The organism is Paraperibacillus marinus (genome assembly GCF_046237605.1).
GTDB classification, from domain to species: domain Bacteria; phylum Bacillota; class Bacilli; order Bacillales; family DSM-1321; genus Paraperibacillus; species Paraperibacillus marinus.
The window spans coordinates 639352-658124 of the sequence record NZ_CP143542.1 but is presented as its reverse complement, the minus strand read 5'-3'; the positions used below and the strand labels follow the sequence as shown (position 1 = coordinate 658124).

At 45.5% G+C, this 18773-nt stretch carries 17 protein-coding genes, 1 riboswitch and 1 other annotated feature; of the genes, 1 reads left to right on the top strand and 16 read right to left on the bottom strand.

Translation table 11 applies throughout. The annotated features are described in order from the left end of the window. Positions 1-10 precede the first annotated feature (10 nt). The 15 genes from V1498_RS03410 to V1498_RS03340 form a co-directional block, all read right to left on the bottom strand. Entirely contained in the window at positions 11-1342 is a 1332-nt protein-coding gene (locus V1498_RS03410) for an amino acid permease (protein WP_409296910.1), read from the bottom strand. Between the two features lie 65 nt (positions 1343-1407). Continuing rightward, positions 1408-1620: a binding site (T-box leader), on the bottom strand. A gap of 97 nt (positions 1621-1717) precedes the next feature. Then, a complete protein-coding gene (locus tag V1498_RS03405; RefSeq protein WP_409296909.1) occupies positions 1718-1951 on the bottom strand; it encodes an excisionase family DNA-binding protein in 234 nt (77 codons plus the stop codon). A gap of 82 nt (positions 1952-2033) precedes the next feature. After that, complete coding sequence (locus V1498_RS03400; RefSeq protein WP_409296908.1) at positions 2034-3047, bottom strand: ABC transporter substrate-binding protein; 1014 nt, start codon at positions 3045-3047, stop codon at positions 2034-2036. After that, complete coding sequence (locus V1498_RS03395; protein WP_409296907.1) at positions 3044-3793, bottom strand: ABC transporter permease; 750 nt, start codon at positions 3791-3793, stop codon at positions 3044-3046. The genes V1498_RS03400 and V1498_RS03395 overlap by 4 nt, the downstream gene beginning before the upstream one ends. Beyond that, complete coding sequence (locus V1498_RS03390; protein WP_409296906.1) at positions 3790-4560, bottom strand: ABC transporter ATP-binding protein; 771 nt, start codon at positions 4558-4560, stop codon at positions 3790-3792. The genes V1498_RS03395 and V1498_RS03390 overlap by 4 nt, the downstream gene beginning before the upstream one ends. Beyond that, entirely contained in the window at positions 4550-5227 is a 678-nt protein-coding gene (gene tenA / locus V1498_RS03385) for a thiaminase II (RefSeq protein WP_409296905.1), read from the bottom strand. Before tenA ends, V1498_RS03390 begins: the two co-directional genes overlap by 11 nt. Before the next feature lie 183 nt (positions 5228-5410). Then, a riboswitch (TPP riboswitch) is annotated at positions 5411-5512 on the bottom strand. A gap of 61 nt (positions 5513-5573) precedes the next feature. Continuing rightward, on the bottom strand, positions 5574-6014 hold the full coding sequence (locus V1498_RS03380) for a ferritin-like domain-containing protein (RefSeq protein WP_409296904.1): 441 nt from the start codon (positions 6012-6014) through the stop codon (positions 5574-5576). Positions 6015-6086: 72 nt separating this feature from the next. Next, positions 6087-6374, bottom strand: coding sequence for a YkvA family protein (locus V1498_RS03375; RefSeq protein ID WP_409296903.1), 288 nt, complete (start codon positions 6372-6374; stop codon positions 6087-6089). Between the two features lie 34 nt (positions 6375-6408). Then, positions 6409-6798, bottom strand: a complete 390-nt coding sequence (locus tag V1498_RS03370; protein ID WP_409296902.1) for a sporulation protein — start codon at positions 6796-6798, stop codon at positions 6409-6411. 50 nt (positions 6799-6848) lie between these two features. After that, the gene (locus tag V1498_RS03365; RefSeq protein WP_409299121.1) at positions 6849-6965 is read right to left on the bottom strand and encodes an FbpB family small basic protein; all 117 of its coding nucleotides are present in this window, start codon (positions 6963-6965) and stop codon (positions 6849-6851) included. Positions 6966-8265: 1300 nt separating this feature from the next. Then, complete coding sequence (locus V1498_RS03360; protein WP_409299120.1) at positions 8266-8883, bottom strand: TetR family transcriptional regulator; 618 nt, start codon at positions 8881-8883, stop codon at positions 8266-8268. Further along, positions 8855-10117: an MFS transporter gene (locus V1498_RS03355; protein WP_409296901.1), complete on the bottom strand. Its 1263-nt coding sequence runs from the start codon at positions 10115-10117 to the stop codon at positions 8855-8857. The genes V1498_RS03360 and V1498_RS03355 overlap by 29 nt, the downstream gene beginning before the upstream one ends. Positions 10118-10280: 163 nt before the next feature. Further along, positions 10281-11009, bottom strand: a complete 729-nt coding sequence (locus V1498_RS03350; RefSeq protein WP_409296900.1) for an SGNH/GDSL hydrolase family protein — start codon at positions 11007-11009, stop codon at positions 10281-10283. A 141-nt stretch (positions 11010-11150) separates the two neighbouring features. Beyond that, a complete protein-coding gene (locus V1498_RS03345) occupies positions 11151-13313 on the bottom strand; it encodes an ABC transporter permease subunit (protein ID WP_409296899.1) in 2163 nt (720 codons plus the stop codon). Positions 13314-13329: 16 nt separating this feature from the next. Further along, positions 13330-15180 carry an ABC transporter permease subunit gene (locus tag V1498_RS03340; protein ID WP_409296898.1) on the bottom strand — a complete coding sequence of 617 codons (1851 nt, stop codon included), beginning with the start codon at positions 15178-15180 and terminating at the stop codon, positions 13330-13332. A 343-nt stretch (positions 15181-15523) separates the two neighbouring features. On the opposite strand from V1498_RS03340, the gene V1498_RS03335 reads away from it, so the two are divergent. After that, positions 15524-17923 carry an immune inhibitor A domain-containing protein gene (locus tag V1498_RS03335; RefSeq protein WP_409296897.1) on the top strand — a complete coding sequence of 800 codons (2400 nt, stop codon included), beginning with the start codon at positions 15524-15526 and terminating at the stop codon, positions 17921-17923. A 189-nt stretch (positions 17924-18112) separates the two neighbouring features. On the opposite strand, the gene V1498_RS03330 is transcribed toward V1498_RS03335, so the two are convergent. Then, on the bottom strand, positions 18113-18679 hold the full coding sequence (locus V1498_RS03330) for a hypothetical protein (protein ID WP_409296896.1): 567 nt from the start codon (positions 18677-18679) through the stop codon (positions 18113-18115). Positions 18680-18773 lie beyond the last annotated feature (94 nt).

The window sequence follows — 18773 nt, the reverse complement described above, 5'->3', positions numbered from 1 at the left end:
ATATAAAATTTTACATATTACCCAGCTTCTTCTTAAAGAAGCTCATTACGATCAGCACACCAACAATCATCATGCAGACAATTGAACTTAAACGGTTTGCTTCACTTAACAGAAGTGCCGTAAAGCTGATTCCAAGACCGGCTATTGCAAACAGCGTGATATACGGGAATCCCCAAAGCCTGAAGTAAGGCTGCTTTTTGTATGCCCTTCTCAGCCTGAGCTGGGCGAGGCAGATGCTGATCCAGATAAATGAAACAGCAAATCCTGGAATAGCCATGAGATAGCCAAAGACGCGGTCTGGCTCAAGATAAGCGATATATGTGCCGGCAAAGAGCACTAAGGCACTGATGACGAGACTTACGACCGGCACCCCTTTTTTCGAGACGATGCTGAGCCCCTTTGGAGCCGATCCTGTGGCCGCCAGTGAATGCATCATCCGCGTGCTGCCGTAGATGCCTGAGTTGGCGGCTGACAGGACTGCTGTAATCAGGATGAAGTTGACGATGTGTGATGCACTTTGAAGTCCAGCTGTTTCGAATACCTGGACAAATGGGCTGCCGCTTTTATTGATTTCGTTCCACGGAATCAGTCCGCATATAATGAGGATGGGCAGCGTATAGAACAGGATGACCCTCATCATGACGCCTTTAACTATGCCCGGAAGCGCCTTTTCAGCATCCTTCATCTCGGTGATGGTCAGCCCTATCAGCTCAGATCCTCCATAGGAGAACATGACGATTAAAAGAGTCGCAAATACGGCGTTCCAGCCGTTCGGGACAAAGTCTTTATAATTGTCGAGATAGGTTTCCTGGCCGCTGCTTGGTATGATACCGAACAGGATGGCCGCTCCCAGTAAAATAAATGCAACGATGACAAAAATCTTTAACCCTGCGAACCAATACTCAATTTCTCCATAATACTTAACGCTGAAGCTGTTCAGCAGGATGATTCCAAGAGCACAGATGAGGCTCAGTGCCCACAGTGGTGTGTCTTTGAACCAATATTGCAGGAAGCTTCCCGCAGCTATGACCTCAATCACACAGACGACAAGCCAAAGTATAACGTAGAGCCATCCGGTTACGAAGGAAACACGGCTTCCAAGCGCTTTGCCAATCAGCTGGTTCATGTTCTGCCCAGGATAGACGATCGCCATTTCAGCGAGTGCCGCCATTACGACAAGCAGCAGGAGCCCGGCAAACAAATAAGAAAAGATAACAGCGGGACCCGCCAGCCCGACTGTATCGGCACTTCCTTTAAATATGCCCGTACCGATCATCCCGCCCATCGCAATCATTCTCACATGACGCGAAAGCAGCTGTTTTTGAAGTGTATCTTTTTGCATACAGCACCATCCTTTACCTTCTTATTAGTATTCTTAAAAACAAAAAACCCTGCTGAAAAAAATCCAGCAGGGACGATTGTCATCGCGGTACCACCCTCATTGCAGACAAAGTCTGCCTCTTCGTTCACATAACGGGTTCATCCGTCTTTTCTATTGTTATATAGAAAAGAAGCTCAAGGAGTGAAATTCGCTTTAATTTCTGTACCGGCTTGCACCAACCGCCGGCTCTCTTGAAGCAGAACAATTAAAACTACTGAATTTCCTATCAGCGCTTTTAAATATTTTAATATAGTGAATAGTATTTCTTGATTATAGAGAGTAAAGGCGGCCTTGTCAACGTTGTTTTTCAATTCTGAATTTACAAATAACTATTTATTAATCCTCGTCCTTGATATCCCTATCCTCAGGTATCGGTTCATTGGCCAGATCATCCACCAATTTTTTGTACTTTTCCATCTGTTCAAGATGAGTCTTAAATTGATCTTTATATATAAGCACATTGCCTTCTTCATCATGCAGGAACCTGATCTTCCTCTGCAGGATCAGATACTCCACGGATGGAACGGACATGGATAAATACTCAGCTGTCTCGTTTATTGTCAAATACATGGTTGCGTCACTCCAGCTATCTTTTTTTATTGCTAATTATAGCTTATCTGCCCGGCGTCTGCTTTCCTTAAGGATTAAATTTTCACTCACTCACCATATCCACCATCATTTCATCCACTTTCGGCGCGGTCTTCATCAAGTCTGAGTTCCGCATCCAATCCATCACTTCTGTCCATGACGCCGCATCCTGGGAGCCGAAACTCCTGTCGCTGGTCTCCATTTTTGGCAGCAGGATATCCAGGCTTTCCCTCTCTACTTCTCTATTTAGCGGGAAATTCGCTTTATCCTGGTGGTTAACTAGAATGTCGAGCGCTTCGTCAGGATGTTCCTTCACGTATTCAAACCCTTTCTCTGCAGCCCTCCAGAAGGCTCTGATGGTATCTCTATGCCTATCCCATGTCTGATCGCTCGTGACAATCACCAGTTCATTATAAGCCGGGACACCGTAATCTGTGGGATTGAAATTGCGGGTGGAAATTCCTTTATGCTTAAGTACAGGTACTTCATGATTTATAAATGCACCGATGACTGCATCTGTTTTATTTGCTGCGATGGATGTTCCAAGATCAAAGCCTACATCAATCATGCCGACCCTGCCAAAGTCTCCTCCATCATGCTCCACCATTGTTTTAAGCAGTGCTTCATTCAGCGTGATCCCGGGGTAGCCTACCTCTTTACCTTCCAGGTCTTTTGGTGTTTTTATCTTGCTATCCTGAAGAAATACAACATGATTCAACGGCGATTGGACGATTGCAGCTACCGACTTTACCGGAACGTTTCCATTTGCCCGGGCCATAATCACATCTGGCTGATAATACAATCCGAGGGTCACCTTGCCGGCGGCCGCAAGATTCAATGGGTCGGTTGGGTTTGCAGGGAATTGTATATCAGCCTTAATACCTTCTTCTTCAAAATAGCCCTTTTCCTCGGCAACATATAAAAAGCTATGTACGGCATTTGGATACCAATCCAGCATAATGCTGACTTTCTGTAATCCATCACTGCCGTCCTTCTTTTTGGCGGCATGTTCAGCTGCCTGGCTGCAAGAAGTCAATAACAGCAGCAGGACCATATATATTCCAAAATGTTTTATCATCCTTTTTTTCTCCATTTCAATAATATTCTCTCAAGCAGGGTTACTAGCAGGAACAATAGGATCCCAAGCAATGACAGCAGGATAATGGGGGCAAATACCCCCGGCCCGTCAAACTGGGTCATCATCCTCCGGCTGAAATATCCAAGACCAGCCTGGGCCCCGAGCCACTCTCCGATGGCAGCGCCTATTACACTCAGCGTAACCGCCACTTTGAGACCTGAAAAAAAGGATGGAAGCGCCCCGTGAATCTTCATTTTAAAAAATATATCTTTCTCGGAAGCACCCAGGGTCAGCATCAGTTCTTTCATATTACGGTCATAGGAATGGAGCCCATCAAATGCACCTACGGTAATCGGGAAGAAAGTGATCAGTACAGTGACAGCCACCTTGCTCCAGATGGTATAGCCGAACCAGAGAATGAAAATTGGGGCAAGCGCAATAACTGGGATTGTCTGCGATGCTATAAGAATAGGATAAAATGCCTTTTCCGCTGTCCGGCTTGCATTCATCCATATTGCAAGACCAGTACCCAGCAGGATGGATATGCCAAGGCCGGTAATGATGATCATCAATGTCGGCGGCAGATGTTCAAAGAACAATAAATACCGGAGCTCCCATAACTTCAGAGTAATCTCTGTTGGAGACGGGAGAATAAAGCTTTTATCGTAGCTTTCCGCCGCCAATTCCCAGATAATCAGGAGGAAAGCGGCGAGTGACAGGGAATAAAGATATCCAGTCTTCCTCATACACCTGTCCCTGGTCTGAGCGCAGAAAGCAGCTGTTCCTTAAGGGCAGCAGCATACCGCCCGCTTAAATCCCTCAATGCCCGCGGCCTTTTTAAGGGTACTCTTACCTCCTGAATGGGGCCTCCATCCTTTGGGAGCACAAGTATGCGATCAGATAAATACATGGCCTCATCTACATCATGGGTGATGAAAAGAATGGTTTTCTGCCATTTGCTCCATTGCCTGAGGAGCCATTCCTGCATACCAAGCCTGGTAATCGCATCCAATGCACTGAATGGCTCGTCCAATAATAGCAGATCAGAGCCGCTGAGGATGGTACGCAAGAACGAAACCCGCTGCTTCATCCCTCCCGAAAGCTCAGCCGGAAAGTGTCCTTCCACATCCTTCAAACCAAATTCGCCGAGAAGTTTCAGTACTTTTTCACGTGCCTCCTCTTTTCCATCCCCTTTTATCTCCAGCGGCAGCGCTGCGTTATCAAGCACAGTCCTCCACGGCATCAGCAAGTCCTTTTGCGGCATATACCCAACACAGCCGAGACGATTGGCTTTAAAGCTCCCATTCAGTAAAATTGTCCCTTCGTCCGGTTGTTCAAGTCCGGAAATCAGTCTGAATATCGTGCTTTTACCGGAACCGCTTGGCCCGATGATGGAAACGAATTCACCGGCAGATACTTTAAAGTCCACCCCATTTAAAGGCCGGAGGGCTGACACCCTTCCATTGGGATAGGCAAATGAAACTCCTCTTAACTCTAATGCATCAAAACACATTGCCGGGCCACATCTCCTTGTTGTATGCCATGTCCCAAAACAAATACTCAAAGCGGGTCGTATTCAGGAAAATGGTCTCAAGCCGCACGAGGTCTGCATCAGACTTCCTTTCGGCCAGCCTGTCCATCAAGCCTATGCACCTCTCGGCAAGGCTTCCGAACTCCCCAGAGCTGTATGCTTTTATCCACCCGCCGTATAATTCATGGTCACAGGCCCCAGGAATGCAGCTTAATTCCTTGCCAATTTCCCAGTAGCTCCACATGCAGGGAAGCAGGGCAGCTGTCAGGTCTGCAAGAGTCCCATTTCCAGCTGAATACAGCATATAATGCGTATATGCTAATGTGACGGGTGAGGGTTCTGCCCGTTCAAGCTCTTCAGAAGTAATGCCGAATCGTTGGGCATACATTCGGTGAAGCTCCATTTCATCATATATGGTGGAATGCAGCAAAAGAGAAAACAAGCGCATATCCTCAAGGCTTTCCGCTTTAACCGCCCCCAGGGCAAACAGTTTTGTATACTGCATCAAATACAGATAATCCTGAATCATATAAAAACGGAATCTTTCGGGATCTAGGATTCCCGCCCCCATTTCAACCACAAAAGGATGCTTGTGATTCTCATTCCAGATAGGCTTCAGCTTCTCATACAGTTTCCGGGTAAACTTCATTTTTCCCACTCTCCTTTTCAGATGATTGTTCACATAATTTTTTTGGTTATTGATGATTCCCACTCCAGGCGCTCTATTTTCGCAGGTCCAATCTCCTCACAACACATAAAAAACCACTTTCGATAAAATGAAAGTGGTTTTAGAACAATTGAAATCTTTTGACAGATTCAAATAAACATACTCTTATAGTACGCGCCACTTCCCTTCGCTAGCATTATCTAGTGCAGGTTCAAGGGTTAAGACTTCCGTCTCTCTCAGCTTCAATAAGCACCCCTAGTGTTTTTGCTATTCAATTCACTTAACATATTTACACATAATTCCTGAGAGTGCAATATGTTTTTCTCTCTCAACTCTGGCCTTTTGTCATAAAGTACAGGAACCACACCGCATGGTTCTGCTCATCGGCGGCCGCCCGCCTGAATGATTCCCTGACCCCTGGATCCTGGGCATAGCTTGAGATCTCGAGATATTTATCTACCGTCTCCTGCTCATCATTAAAGCCAAACTCCAGTCCCTTGCTGAATGTCGGTGGACACTCCTCGACAGCCTTAACGGTCGGCTGGCTGCCAAACAAGTTAGTATAAATCTGTGTGAACTGCTGATAATGCCTGATTTCATCTTTCCGGATTTCAAGAATCTGCTCCCTGGCCTTTTTGGACGGCGAGAGCGAGGCAGTTCTTTCATAGCATTGGACGGCACTGAATTCCCCGTTGATTGCATTTGCAATATCTTTACGGAGCCTTTCGTTTTGGCGATAATAATCGGTTGGATAGTAGGAATAATCCATCCCGGCAGACCTCCCCCATGTATCACTTATAACAGGATATGAGGAATGCCCGCCCGGCTGTGCCTGTATCAGTTAAAATGCAGCGTTTTCCAGCCCATGTTTCTTTTTCAGGGCCAGGGGCGCCGTCTTGATCATCTGATTAATAACAATCCCGGCAATGAACAAATCGTCCATGATGCCAAAGATAGAAAAAAAGTCGGGAATGAAATCAAGCGGAAATGCCATATATGCAATCACCAGCAGAAAACCAATAGCTTTACTGCGTACCGGGACTTCATCAGACATAATATAATCCTTCATGAATGGCAGAAACTTTTTTATTTTAAAAGCAAATTTCAGCCTCTTAAAAGTTCTGATCAACTCTGAAATCATCCTTTCATTATTCTATGATTTATTATTCTATGATTTTGATTCTATCGCTGTCTGTGCTGTCCACACCCTCATTGAAGGTTAATTTTGTCTTGAAATGATAAGCTGTCTCCTTGGATGATAGAACCAGATCCTCCGGCAGCGAAAATGTGAATTTAACTTTATTCATTTCTTCCGATTCTATTGTCTTGGAGGTTAGAATCATCGCGGATTCTACAACCTTTTCTGTCTTGCTGCTGCGCTCCTCCATCACTAGATCACAATCAATCCTCTTCAGCTGCTGGCTGATTGTGCCGCCTTTCAGCAGGAAATGCCCATGGACGGTATCTCCTGCTTTATACGTGTCCTTCTCTATGATGAGATCGATTTTGGCAGATCCTACACCTAATAAACACATATATTTTCTCAGCAACATTCATTTTCCCCCACTACATTTATTTGCGGCTTGTCCCGCTTATTCATTTATTAGACCTGCTTCGTATACCTTTCATCGATACGTTTTTCAATCTTCTCAAGCTGAATTTTATCCCTTAAAAGCTCTTCCCTATTAATCTTTACTAGTTCTGTCAGAGAAAGTTTCATTTTTTTCAAATTGTCCAGTCCTTTCTGTATTGGGTTTTAATATTGGCTGTTTTCGTGAAGCATTCCGACTATTGGAGAAGAAGGTTGATCTCCGTTCCAGTGTGCTCCCATGGAGCGGGGCGGGCGCTGAGCCTCCTCGGCCTGCGGGGTCTCACCTGTCCCGCTCCTCCCCGGCTCCCTCCCTCTCTCACGACCTAAGAGGGTTGATAGCCAAATAAAAGACCCCTGCCCGTTCAGCGGCAGAGGTCTATGAAAATAAATAAAGACCTTTACCGCTTAGGTAAAGGTCTTGCTAACAGCATAATGCTGCCAGCAAAGCCGGGAGCACGGGGCTCCGTAATGACGACTTTGCTGTAAAAGCTACTCCCCTTTAGGAGAAACTATTATCCGGCTATTTGTTATTATCATAATATATCAAACATGAGTTGTCAAACTTTTGGGAAAGCTGTATAAACGTTTGATGGAACCTATTTGAGAAATAATGTTCTTTAATAATGGCTGATTTCGCAAATAGTGTTGCTATCGAACAAGAAAGTGGATTTCCGCTGCACGCACTCGCTTTCCGCGGGGGGGCGATGAGCCTCCTCGGCTTTGACTGCGGGGTCTCACCTGTCCCGTTGCTCCTGCAGGAGTCTCGCGCCTAAAGCGTAAGTCCGCTTGGCTTAATAATTAAAATCTTCTTACAGAACTTTTCAAAAATCGACAAATTTATAGAAAAGAACCTTATAAATTAATCCATTTTAAAAGGTATGCAGTAGGGATTCTGCTGGTGCCGGCTGTCCGTCAATTATCTCTGTCGAAACCCCCGCAGCTTCCGGCTAGTAGAAGGAGCAGCCTTCCGAACCATTCGGAATAGCTGCCGAACCGTTATGATACACCTTCCGAACCATTCGGAAGGCATATGGCCTTTCCGCCATTCCAGAACATCCTCCGAACTCTTCGGAACCACCTTAAAAACCGGTTGGCCGTGCCCTGCTCCCTTTTTGGGCGTAAACGATTCTTTACTACCTGTTTTTCCTGCGTCCTGGCCCTTTTTGGTTGTAAACGATTCTTTACTACCTGTTTTGACTGCGTCCTGGCCCTTTTTGGTTGTAAACGATTCTTTATGCCTGTTTTGCCTGCGCCTTGGCCTTATTTGGTCGTAAACGATTCTTTACGACCGGTTTTTCTGCTCCCTGCCCTTTTTTGGTCGTAAAGGATTATTACGCCCAATTTGCCGGTGCACTGCCCCCCCTCTTCCCGGGGCGATTAAGGACAGTCATACTTTTTGTGGTACCTGATATGAATTCCTGCTGTTTCCTTACGAATCCACCTGCAGTACCTGTTTCAGATACATCCGCAGGCTGTCGATCTGCTCTACCACATAGACGTCTGCAGGACCGATATGATTCAGGGTCATAACCCGCTGGAGATGGGTGCCGTCAAGGACGTTGATAATAAAGAGTGTGATGGCCTCAATGGGCTGGAGGGGCTTGAATTCCCCTGTCTCCACTCCGTGCCTGATAAACTTTGAAAAGCTTTGAACGGCTGAATTATATCTCTTATTCAAATAAGCCGCCCGTTCTTCCCGTCTCGTGCTGTTAACAAAATATTCGAATTGGACAATTCCAAATCCAATGCTGTCATTCAAAAGGCCAGCCTCATTTTCCTTCAGCAGCCGGTCCAGTGCCTCCCAGGCTGTATGGCTTTCACCTATAACCTGATCGATCCAGTCTCCATGTTCATGATCATTGAAGTTTGTGATTTCCCGGAACATTTCATCCGTACTGGAGAAGTATTGGTACACTCCCCCTCTGCTTAGCCCGGATGCCTCTACAATGTCCGTCATGGTGGTGTGTTCAAACCCTTTTTCAATGAATACCTTTCTTGCTATATCCAGAATTTCCTGCCTACGCTTCTTTTTGTATTCCTCGCTCACTTTCGGCAAGAGCGACACTTCCTTTTTGTCCGGTTTTAACGAAGGCGGTTCCGATACCGATCAGGATGAGCAGGCTGCCTGACATGACAAACGCAGTCTTGATGCCGAGCGTTTCCACCAGAATGCCGCCAAGGACCATCCCGATGATCGCCGCTATGGTCGTTACACTATTTATAGTACCAAAAGTGCGCCCGCTCATGTGAACCGGAGTGCTTTTCTGGGCCAGCACATTAAAGGGGATAAATATTCCCGCGGCCGCCCCGCCGACAAAAAAGAACAGTGCAGGCAGTATAAAGTTGAGTGCTGCGGGAGGCAGTCCTGTCAAAAAGACCACTCCGGCAAAGCCTCCGCCGACTATGATCGCCCCCGCTGACATATAGCCGGTCAAAGAGGTTATCTTCTTTTTGCTTAAGTACGCTGACATGATGAACATCCCGGCACCTGAAGCACTCATCGCGTAGCCGACCAGGTTGACGGGTTCGCCTGGGATGTCCCTTAGCAGGATCATAATCTGTGTATCGGCAATCTGAAGGACAAGAAGTGCCGAACTCATGACAATCAGTCCAAATAGCATTGCCGGCATCGTTTTAAGAAAAGCAAAGCCTGCTCCCATCTCCTGGAACAGCCCCTTCTTCTTATCCATTGCCGATTCAGAAACGGCAGGGCTGAGGCTGCTTTTCAAGCCCAAAAGGAGCAGGGCTGAAACGACAAAGGATGCTGCATCAAGATAGAAGGCCAGCTGGACTCCGATTGAGGCAACCGCAAGGCCGCTGATCATCGGCCCGAGCACCTTGCTGCCGTTATCAATCATCGCACTCAGTGACACAGCCTGCTGCATCTGAGTCTCAGGGACGATTTCCTTCAATTTTCCATTCTTGGCTGGAATGAATAAAGCCGAAAACGAGCTTTTGAAGAAAATTAAAGCATACAGCACCCATATCGAGGGGGCAAAGACCACGCCGAGGGCGGCTGCAGCCCTGGCCAGGTCGGCGATGATCATCAGCTTTTTCCGGTCATAACGGTCGGCAAGGACTCCGGCAAAAGGCCCCCACAGAATAATCGGGATAGAAAAACAGAGCATCAGTCCGGTCAGCTGCATCGGGCTTGCCTGCCAATTAATGCTGACCAGGGCCATCAGTGCAAGCAGATCCAGCCAATCTCCCAGATTAGACACCAGCTGCGAGCTGATTAAATAAACATACTGTTTATTTTTGAAAAGCGATTTGGTTTCCATATAAGCCTCCATTAAAAATGACATCTTTGTCGTTATTATAATCGACAGGTATGTCAGTTTCAATGTTTTTTGGAAATTTTCATTAAAATGGGCGGCTAAGTAAAATGCACCGCATTAAAGAGGTACAAAGAAGACCCCGCAGAACATCCGCCGGGCCTTTCCCTCATTTCTTCTTTTTGTCCATGACTTTCCAAAACTCTGCAGCAACTGCTTTATACCCCGCTTCGCTCAGGTGAATGTCGGCAGGGTTGGGAATGTATTCCAAAGCCGTTGCCGCAATCAGTGCATCAGTCGGTACATATGTATCTTTATTTTTTGACACAGCTGTTTTGATTACTTCATTCAGCTTCTGGAGGATCGGCAGAAGCCTGGCCTGCTCCTCAGCCGGCATGGATGGGTACGGGTTAAAATAACCCATCACATAGACTTGTACTCGTGAATTCAGTGAGTCGATGGTCTTCAGGATGATTTCCAGATTGGCGGCCGCCGTCATGATCGCGCCGGCCGGGTCGGTCTTCAATTTGGGCAGCAGGTCATTTGCCCCGATGTCGATGGTCAAATGTGTTGCATCTTTGATATCTTCGCGGATTTTCTTACTTTTAACAACATCGTTCTTTACGTTCTCCGAGGTGTACCCCGGTATTCCATAGTTATCAAATTCCTTAAGCTTGTACCTTTTTCCGTCAAACGCTTCTGCCAGATAGTCCGGATAGCCATAATCCACATACTTGTACGGAGTCTGGCCCGCTGCAAGCGAATCACCCAGGGCCACATACCGCACCGTAAAAGGGCTGTCGTCCAGCTTTACCGTCTTGGCTGCTGCCGAAAAGGGCAGGCAGGCTAATAATACGGCTGCCGCAGCAAACCGCAGCCCTTTTTTCTTCACGTTCATTCCTACTCCTCCTTTAGTAAAAAAAACCCATAATCTCTTCTTTCTTTTCGCCTTTCTGTGTAAGTAGTCCTTTCTGAATAGAAAGAGAATCCTCCATTAAATTTCGACATGAAAAGAGGCTGCACTGGGCAGCCTCCTTGATTATTTCTTTTTTGCATATGCCGCTATATCGGCATCAAGTTTACCTAATGGGCCATACACCTTCTGGATTGCCTGGAGTGTGCGTTCATTCTTCAGCTTCCTTTTTTCATGGGATCCTTCTTCCACTAATTCACTCTTCTTAAGTTCGGCGGCGAATTCTATGAACTTCTCCATCCCTTTCTCCTCAAGCAGATAGGAAGTAAGCAATATACCGGCATACATGCCCTGGATTGGATCTTTTTCTGTGAATTTTTGTATCTCTGAAATGGCCGGAAGGCGGGACAGCATTTCTCTTGATTCTTCCTTCTGGTATGGAAGGTAATCTGTGATCAGGGCATAGCCGCTTCCGGTGTCCTGCGCAATATTTTTCATTACTTGGGATAATCCCGACTGCACATAATCGGCTGCATTATCATTGGTTAGATCTGCGAGCATTTTTGCAGCTATTTCATAAGTAAGGATTTGGCCGGGTGTTTCAGCCGCGCCAGCAGAATTACTTTTATGTATCATCTTAATGCTCTCTCCATAATCACTCCAGGAATAGGCTTCTGGCGCAGGGAGGGTAGCAGCGAGCTGAACAGGAGTTGAATAGAGCTTGATTTCAATATCACCCGGCTTCCAGCCAAATTCCTGATTATATAAGCGGACGATGGAGGTTGCCTCCAGAAGGACTTCATCTGCGCTTTTATCCTGTCCTTTTTCGTAGAGAACCGTTACCGTGTTATACTTCTTCTTTTTGAAGCGGACGTCATTCAGCTTCCACTTCCCGACGGTTTTGATCATTTTGTATGTAACAGCATTCTTATAGGACCTTTCCCCTCCACCATCCATGGTTACCAGAATTTTTATGGAGCCTGTATCTGCCGAGCTGACATTGATTTCCCCAATATCGAGCGAGGTGTCCCATCTGCCCTGCTTCCTGCTAAGGACAATCTCGTCAAAGAAGTGTTCCTGCTCCTTGTAGAACATTTTATCAGCAGAATTCTGGAAACTCATAAACACTTCTTTGTCTCCATCCTTCACTGCCTTCAGCATAGGATTGAAATCTGCCTTGATCTTATAGTTGGCTGCAGCAAAGCTCTTATCCCCTGCCCCCGCTTCCTGAGCCTTGGCACTGTAATTCAGGAGCGCAAGCTTGATAGGATCTTCGTCATTTTTAATAAAAAGGAAACAGTAGAGAACAAAGAGTGCCAATATAAACGCAGGCTTTTTATATTGGAGCAAAATTCTTATCCATACTGATGGATTTTTTATAAAAGAGAAGCCTGAAAGGGAAAAGCCCTTTCTGCGCCTTTCCTTTCCGCTGCCCCCGGCCATGCTGTCCAGCCACTCCTGTCCTGCCTGATACAGGATGAAGAAAGGAGTGAAAATCATGAGCAGCATGACCGCAAGCACAATAGGCTCTGGAGCCATCTGGCTGTAATACGTCAGGCCCCGCGTATTATAGATAGTTTCTATAATATACAGGCTAGACATGGATCCCCAGACGATGATTTTAGAATGATGGAAAATAGAAGGGAAGATATTTCTGAAAACATGGACAATCAGGATGCGGAGCCTCCCTATCCCCTTTGCCGATGCATATTCCGTATATGGTTTGATTAGCTCCTCCTCCGCCAGCATCAGAATCAGTTTGTATAAAAAGATGGCCGGCAGAATGGACAGAGTGAGGATGGGGGCGAGATAGATGGTCTCCTCTCCAATCACCACAAACTTGAAAAGAAGGATATCTGTTTTTTTGAAAAACTCTACTACCAAAAGCTGCAGGAGGACAGCCACCAGCAGATCCGGCATTGTTTCAAGCAGGCTCAGCACCTTTTTGGCCGGCCTGGTAATATACCCTGGCAGCAGGAATGTCAGGAAGGCAAGGAGCAGGGCAATGAAAAAGCCAAGCAGAATGCCGCCGATAAATATTTTCGCAGAATAAATATAAGGCTCCTTTAAAAATTCCAGGATAGGCTCGGGCTGATTTTTATAATAAAAGACCCAGTTCTCTTTTTTCAGGAATTCAAAGAAAAACTTATAAAATTCCTCCAGGTAGACTGGAATTTTATAGACTGCTCCGCTCGCAATTACCCCGGGTACGACGCTGACGAATAGGATCCCAATGACTCCGAGCACATAATAAAAGACAATTTTAATTAACTTTACTAAAAAGCCCATGGTTTCTCCTCCTTCGTCAGATGACTCTGTTTTTCTTTTGGGATGACAGGGCAAACCGCCCCTCTTCTTTGATGGCAAGAACCTGGGACGGTTCCTTTTTGCCCTTGGAATTCCTGCGCTTCGGCATAAGAACACCGACTTTCTTCTTTTGTACCTCCTGCACTCCCTGGACAATGAACTGCATGGCGATGATACAGAGCATGAAGGCAAGCAGCGGAGAAAGCACCAGCCAGTACTTCCCGTAAGCAAAGGCGTTTTTGGCGTCTGAAATCAACCCGGACCATTCATTTGTAAAACTGGAGTTTGGGTCGTCTAAATTGGTCAGCGAGACCAATGTTCCTCCAAAGAAAAGAGAGAAAATGCCAAGATGGACAAAGATCAGCAGAACCTGGATAAACTGCTGCCCAAAGATGATAAACAGCCTGGAAGCCAGCTGCGGGAAGATATGCTTCCACAAAATATGACGGTCATCGCCCCCAAGTGTCCGTGCGCTTTCCACATACATCTCCCTAGCGATCAGCCTCATTTCATTGCCGATCAGGACAGTGGTCAGCGGAAGTACAAGCAGGGTCAGGATCACCACTTCAAGCACAATCCGTTCCATGAATGGATATTCAAAATCCCCGCCCCCGCGGTCCATGAGGATGGGAGACAGCAAAATGACGGCAATCAGGCTGAGCGGCAGGAAGTGAATGGAGTCTACAATCTTATTAATGAATAGCCTTGTTCTTTCCTTGAGGCTGAATGTATAGATGACCGCCAGTCCAAATCCACCGGCTACCCGCAGCAAAGCGATGACGAGTCCGAATATAAAGGTATATTTTGCCCCGACGAACAGCTGGTCCCGTATGCTTGCACCGCCGAAATCAGACCCGAACCACATATACTGAGAAGGAGGATGCGGCGGGGCGCTCAGCACCCGGCCCTTTCCATCTGTAAGCAGATTCACCTTCTGGATGGGTTCATCCGCAAATGCCGAATAGCAGAAGCTGAAGATCAGCAAGCCAAAAAGAAAGATAAAACCGCCAGCAAACTTAGGATTGGAAAAATGAACCTTGATAATGTCAAAGCCAGTCCGTAAGCGCTTCTTCCAGATTTCCCCCGAAGAAATGCCTGCCTCTTCCTCTTTTATGAACATAATGAGGAATGCATAAAAAACATATATCAACGTAAACATCAGACTCAGACACACCGCAATCACGACCGGCTCAAGGGATGCGGCCATATAAAAGGAAATCCCCTTTGTCCCTGCCACGTACTCTGCCGCAAGCAGTCCGATGGCCGCGCTCCATGCCGCAGTTTTAATAAGCAGCTTTAATAGGTTAGGATCATGTGTTATCTCTGTAACTGAAGTTCCGGATTCTATCCTTAAGAAAAAACCAAAAATCGATATAACCGGGATGACGGCTGCCAGCAGGTAGGACAGGACATATCCCCCAAAGCCGACCCCATGTATATCAAATCGGGATATAAGAAAAAAAACTGCGCCGCCAGTCAAGAGTCCTCCCCCTAAATTGGAAAAGAAGGAAAAATACCCAACTGCAATAGCAGCGAATGCTTTTCTTTCACGAACACGCCGGGCCAGAACAAGAGCAAGGGCTGTTCCTGCTGCCATCGTTCCTATCAATATCGAAGCCGAGTAAAGATACGGCTTCCAAATAATATTTATGATAGGGAAAGAGGATTCACCCATACTCATGATCCAATTTCCCGGGTTCACAAATTTAGGAGTCAGATTCAGGGTTTCCTGGACAAAACCGGTAATATTAAATAACCCCTTGTCCAGTGTGACCTTTGGAATAACACTTATAAATAAGATTGCAAGAATACTAACTATGTACATAAACAGAATTTTAGCCGCCTTCATGATTTCCCCCTCACTAATGGCATTTCCATTTAATGTGAATTATTTTATTTTTCTTACAATTATAACATTATCATTATTGAAAAAGTTTCCAATTTCTAATAAAACTGGTTATTTTCTGATTCTTTATGCTTGTTCCACACAAAAAAACCTCCCTTATACACCTTAGACCCGGTTGGAAAGTCCTTCCATCAACTAATTAAGAATACAATTTAGCTTCATTTTCTGCACGAAATAAATCGAAAGAACCAGTAATTTTTCAGAATATAAGAAAATCTTCCTATTTGAATATTCTAACTTTTAAAATAATATTAGGATACACTTACAACATTTAGGGGGTTATTCATTGAACAAGCTCTTCAAAACCGGTCTGACATCCGTAGTAATGGCCGGAACATTATTTTCTGGTATCCCCGGCTACTCAGCAGGGCCGGTAAAGGCAGCCGAGACAGGACTTGAGTCACAAATTCATTCCCATGGTTCATTGGATATGGGCATTGTAAATGATGAGAAGCTGTTGGAGGCACTGATCAAACGAGGGGAAATTTCAGCTGATGCCAAAGAAGCAGACAAGCAGAAGGCATTGCAGAGATACCTCGAAATTAAAGGCAAGGAAAGCGGCGTAAAGGGAGCCGATCCACTCGCAGCAAAAGTGAAGAAGACCGAGGCCAAAAAGCAGCAGGATTTCAAGAAATTCAATAACGGACTCCTGAACGGAAACGGCCAGAAAAAGGGCCACTTAAAGGGCAATCCGGACCCAGTCAGCGAAACCAAGTATACAGGCGAGACAAGAAAAGACAAAGTCCTCGTTCTGGCTGTTGAGTATTCCGACTTTGAACATAACAAAATTCAGCCGGGAGAATCTGACAACTATTATAAGGATTATCCGCTGAGCCACTATGAAGATATGATTTTCGGTGACAATGGCGTGAAAGGTCCTAACGGTGAAAACTTTGTTTCTATGAAACAATTCTATGAGCAGCAATCGGGCGGGACTTATTCCGTAGATGGAAAGGCATTTGGATGGCTGAAGGTACCTGGGACTGCAGCTTTTTATGGTGCTGATAAAACAAAGGAGCAAGGCGGCGGCCATGACAATGTCAGCCCAGGAGGTTCAAAGCAATTAGTAAAAGACACTTATAATGCTGCGACAGCGGCTGGCATTCCTTTAAGTGACTATGATTTCGAAGATCCGCATGATTTAGATGGTGATGGAAATTTACAAGAAAAGGATGGCCTTGTTGACCACTTAATGATCATCCACTCTGGCGTTGGCCAGGAAGCAGGCGGAGGTTCACTTGGTGATAATGCAGTCTGGTCCCACCGTTCCGCATCATTTTATGATCCGGATGGCTTAGGAAAAGGAATCCCAGGTTTTTATGATTATACAATGATGCCTGAAGACGGGGCAACCGGCGTATTTGCCCATGAATATGGACATGACCTCGGCTATCCAGATGAGTATGATACAATCTATTCTGGAACAGGGGAACCTGTGGCTTACTGGTCCATCATGGCATCCGGCTCCTGGGCGGGCAAAATCGGCGGAACTGAGCCAACTGGATTCTCGCCGCTTGCCAAGTCTTATATGCAGTCCTACCTTGGCGGCAACTGGACACAGACTGTCAATGTAGACTGGGATGACGTAACAACAAAAGGGTCTCAATTCCTTTTAGACCAGGCAAACTCCCCGAATGGAAAAAATCCGATCGCGGTAAAAGTGAACCTGCCACAGAAGAAAACATTTATTAACACCCCTGCTGCAGGCAGCTATCAGTACTGGGGCGGACAGGCAGATGAAATCGATACAAAGATGACTGCGGATGTTGACCTTACCGGTAAAGCAGCTGCAGAACTGAAATTTGATGCCTGGTATGACATTGAGAAGGACTGGGATTTTGCATTTGTACAAGTGTCATCAGATAATGGCGGGACCTGGAAGTCACTTGGAAACAACAATACTTCAAGCTCCGCTGTCTCTGGTGCCTACCCTACCATCCCTGAAGCCCTTCCAGGCTTCACAGGAAATTCCGATGGATGGAAAGCACAATCCTTTGACCTGAAGGAGTATGCCGGCAAGAAAATCAAGCTCCGTTTCCGCTATATCACAGACTGGGGTACTTCACAGCAGGGCTTCTTCGCAGATAACATCACGGTTACTGCTGACGGACAAGAGCTGTTGAAGGATGATGCTGAAGGAGCATCAGCTTTCAAGCTTGAGGGCTTCGAAAAATCAGACGGCTACAAATACTCAGATCATTACTACCTGTTAGAATGGCGTAACCATAAAGGTGTTGACGAAGGCCTGAAGAACATCAGACGAGGAAGCTCACTGGTGAGCTACGACAGCGGACTTGTGGTCTGGTATGTAGACCCTACATTCACTGATAACTGGACAGGCACTCACCCTGGTGAAGGCTTTGTCGGAGTGGTGGATGCACATCCAAACACTGACCTTAAATGGAACATTGCTGGAGGTTCGCCTGTACAGGCAAGCACCCGCTTCCATATTGCGGATGCTGCTTTCGGCCTGAACCCTACATCTGGGCTGGATGTGAACTACCCTGGCGTCCAGACACTCAGCCTTGCAAGCCAGCCGGCCGTCTCATTATTCAATGACAGTCAGTCATTTGAAAATCCATTCATGGATGATGCTGGACGAAAAATCGGATCTTACGGCCTGAAAGTACGTGTCAACGGGCAAGCCACAGACAAATCAGTTGGTGCGATAGTAGTGTATAAGTAAATGATCAATGAAAAAGTTGTTCTAGCAAAAAGACAGAGGGCTCTACTCAGGCCCCCTGTCTTTTTCATTGGCTGTAGTTATAAACATGGATGCAAATTTATAAAAAATGATTGTTCTTTTTTTCCTGTACTTCTAATTAAACTAAAAAGGTGAAACACTCTACATTCTAAATAATAGGTTTCCCCCCCATTATAAGGGTAAAGCATTTGTTTGTTTCTTTACAATACTTGCATATTGTTCAATTTCGTTTAAAACCCTCGCTCTGCCTTTTTCACTTTGTGTCCATTTGTCAGGTGTAATGCCTCTATTATCTTCAAGCGGTAAAACATCCAAAACCTTGTTCTCATTTGCATAGAGAGAAGCTAATAGATAGAAGCGTTTGCAAAAAAATGATTTCCCAGCTAATAAAATCTTCTTATGGCTGGTGGTATTAAGGAAACTAAATGCTGATTGAAGGACACCATCTACTCCCTTTAAACCATTCCCATTGAATATTGGCAACAGTTTTTCCTTTTCAATGCCCTCTTTTATTAATGGCGGGGCATAAAAATCATATTCATTACATTTTAAGAAATCATTATAAACTTCGGGAATCAAAATTAGCTTTGCTCCGGATGTCCTGTAGTAATTCAATAATTGTTCATTTAATTCTGGAAAGTGACCTGGATGATAAAGAATTACATCTGGTTTTTCAAAAAGGTTCATCTTCTCCATAAATACTAATTTATTTATACAGTCAATTGCTAATTTATTCATTATCTAGTTACCCTCCACCGAATAATGCCTGATAAATTTATGAACTCCTTTTAAATTCTCTACAATAAAAGCTCCTGCTCTTTCTCACCTTTAG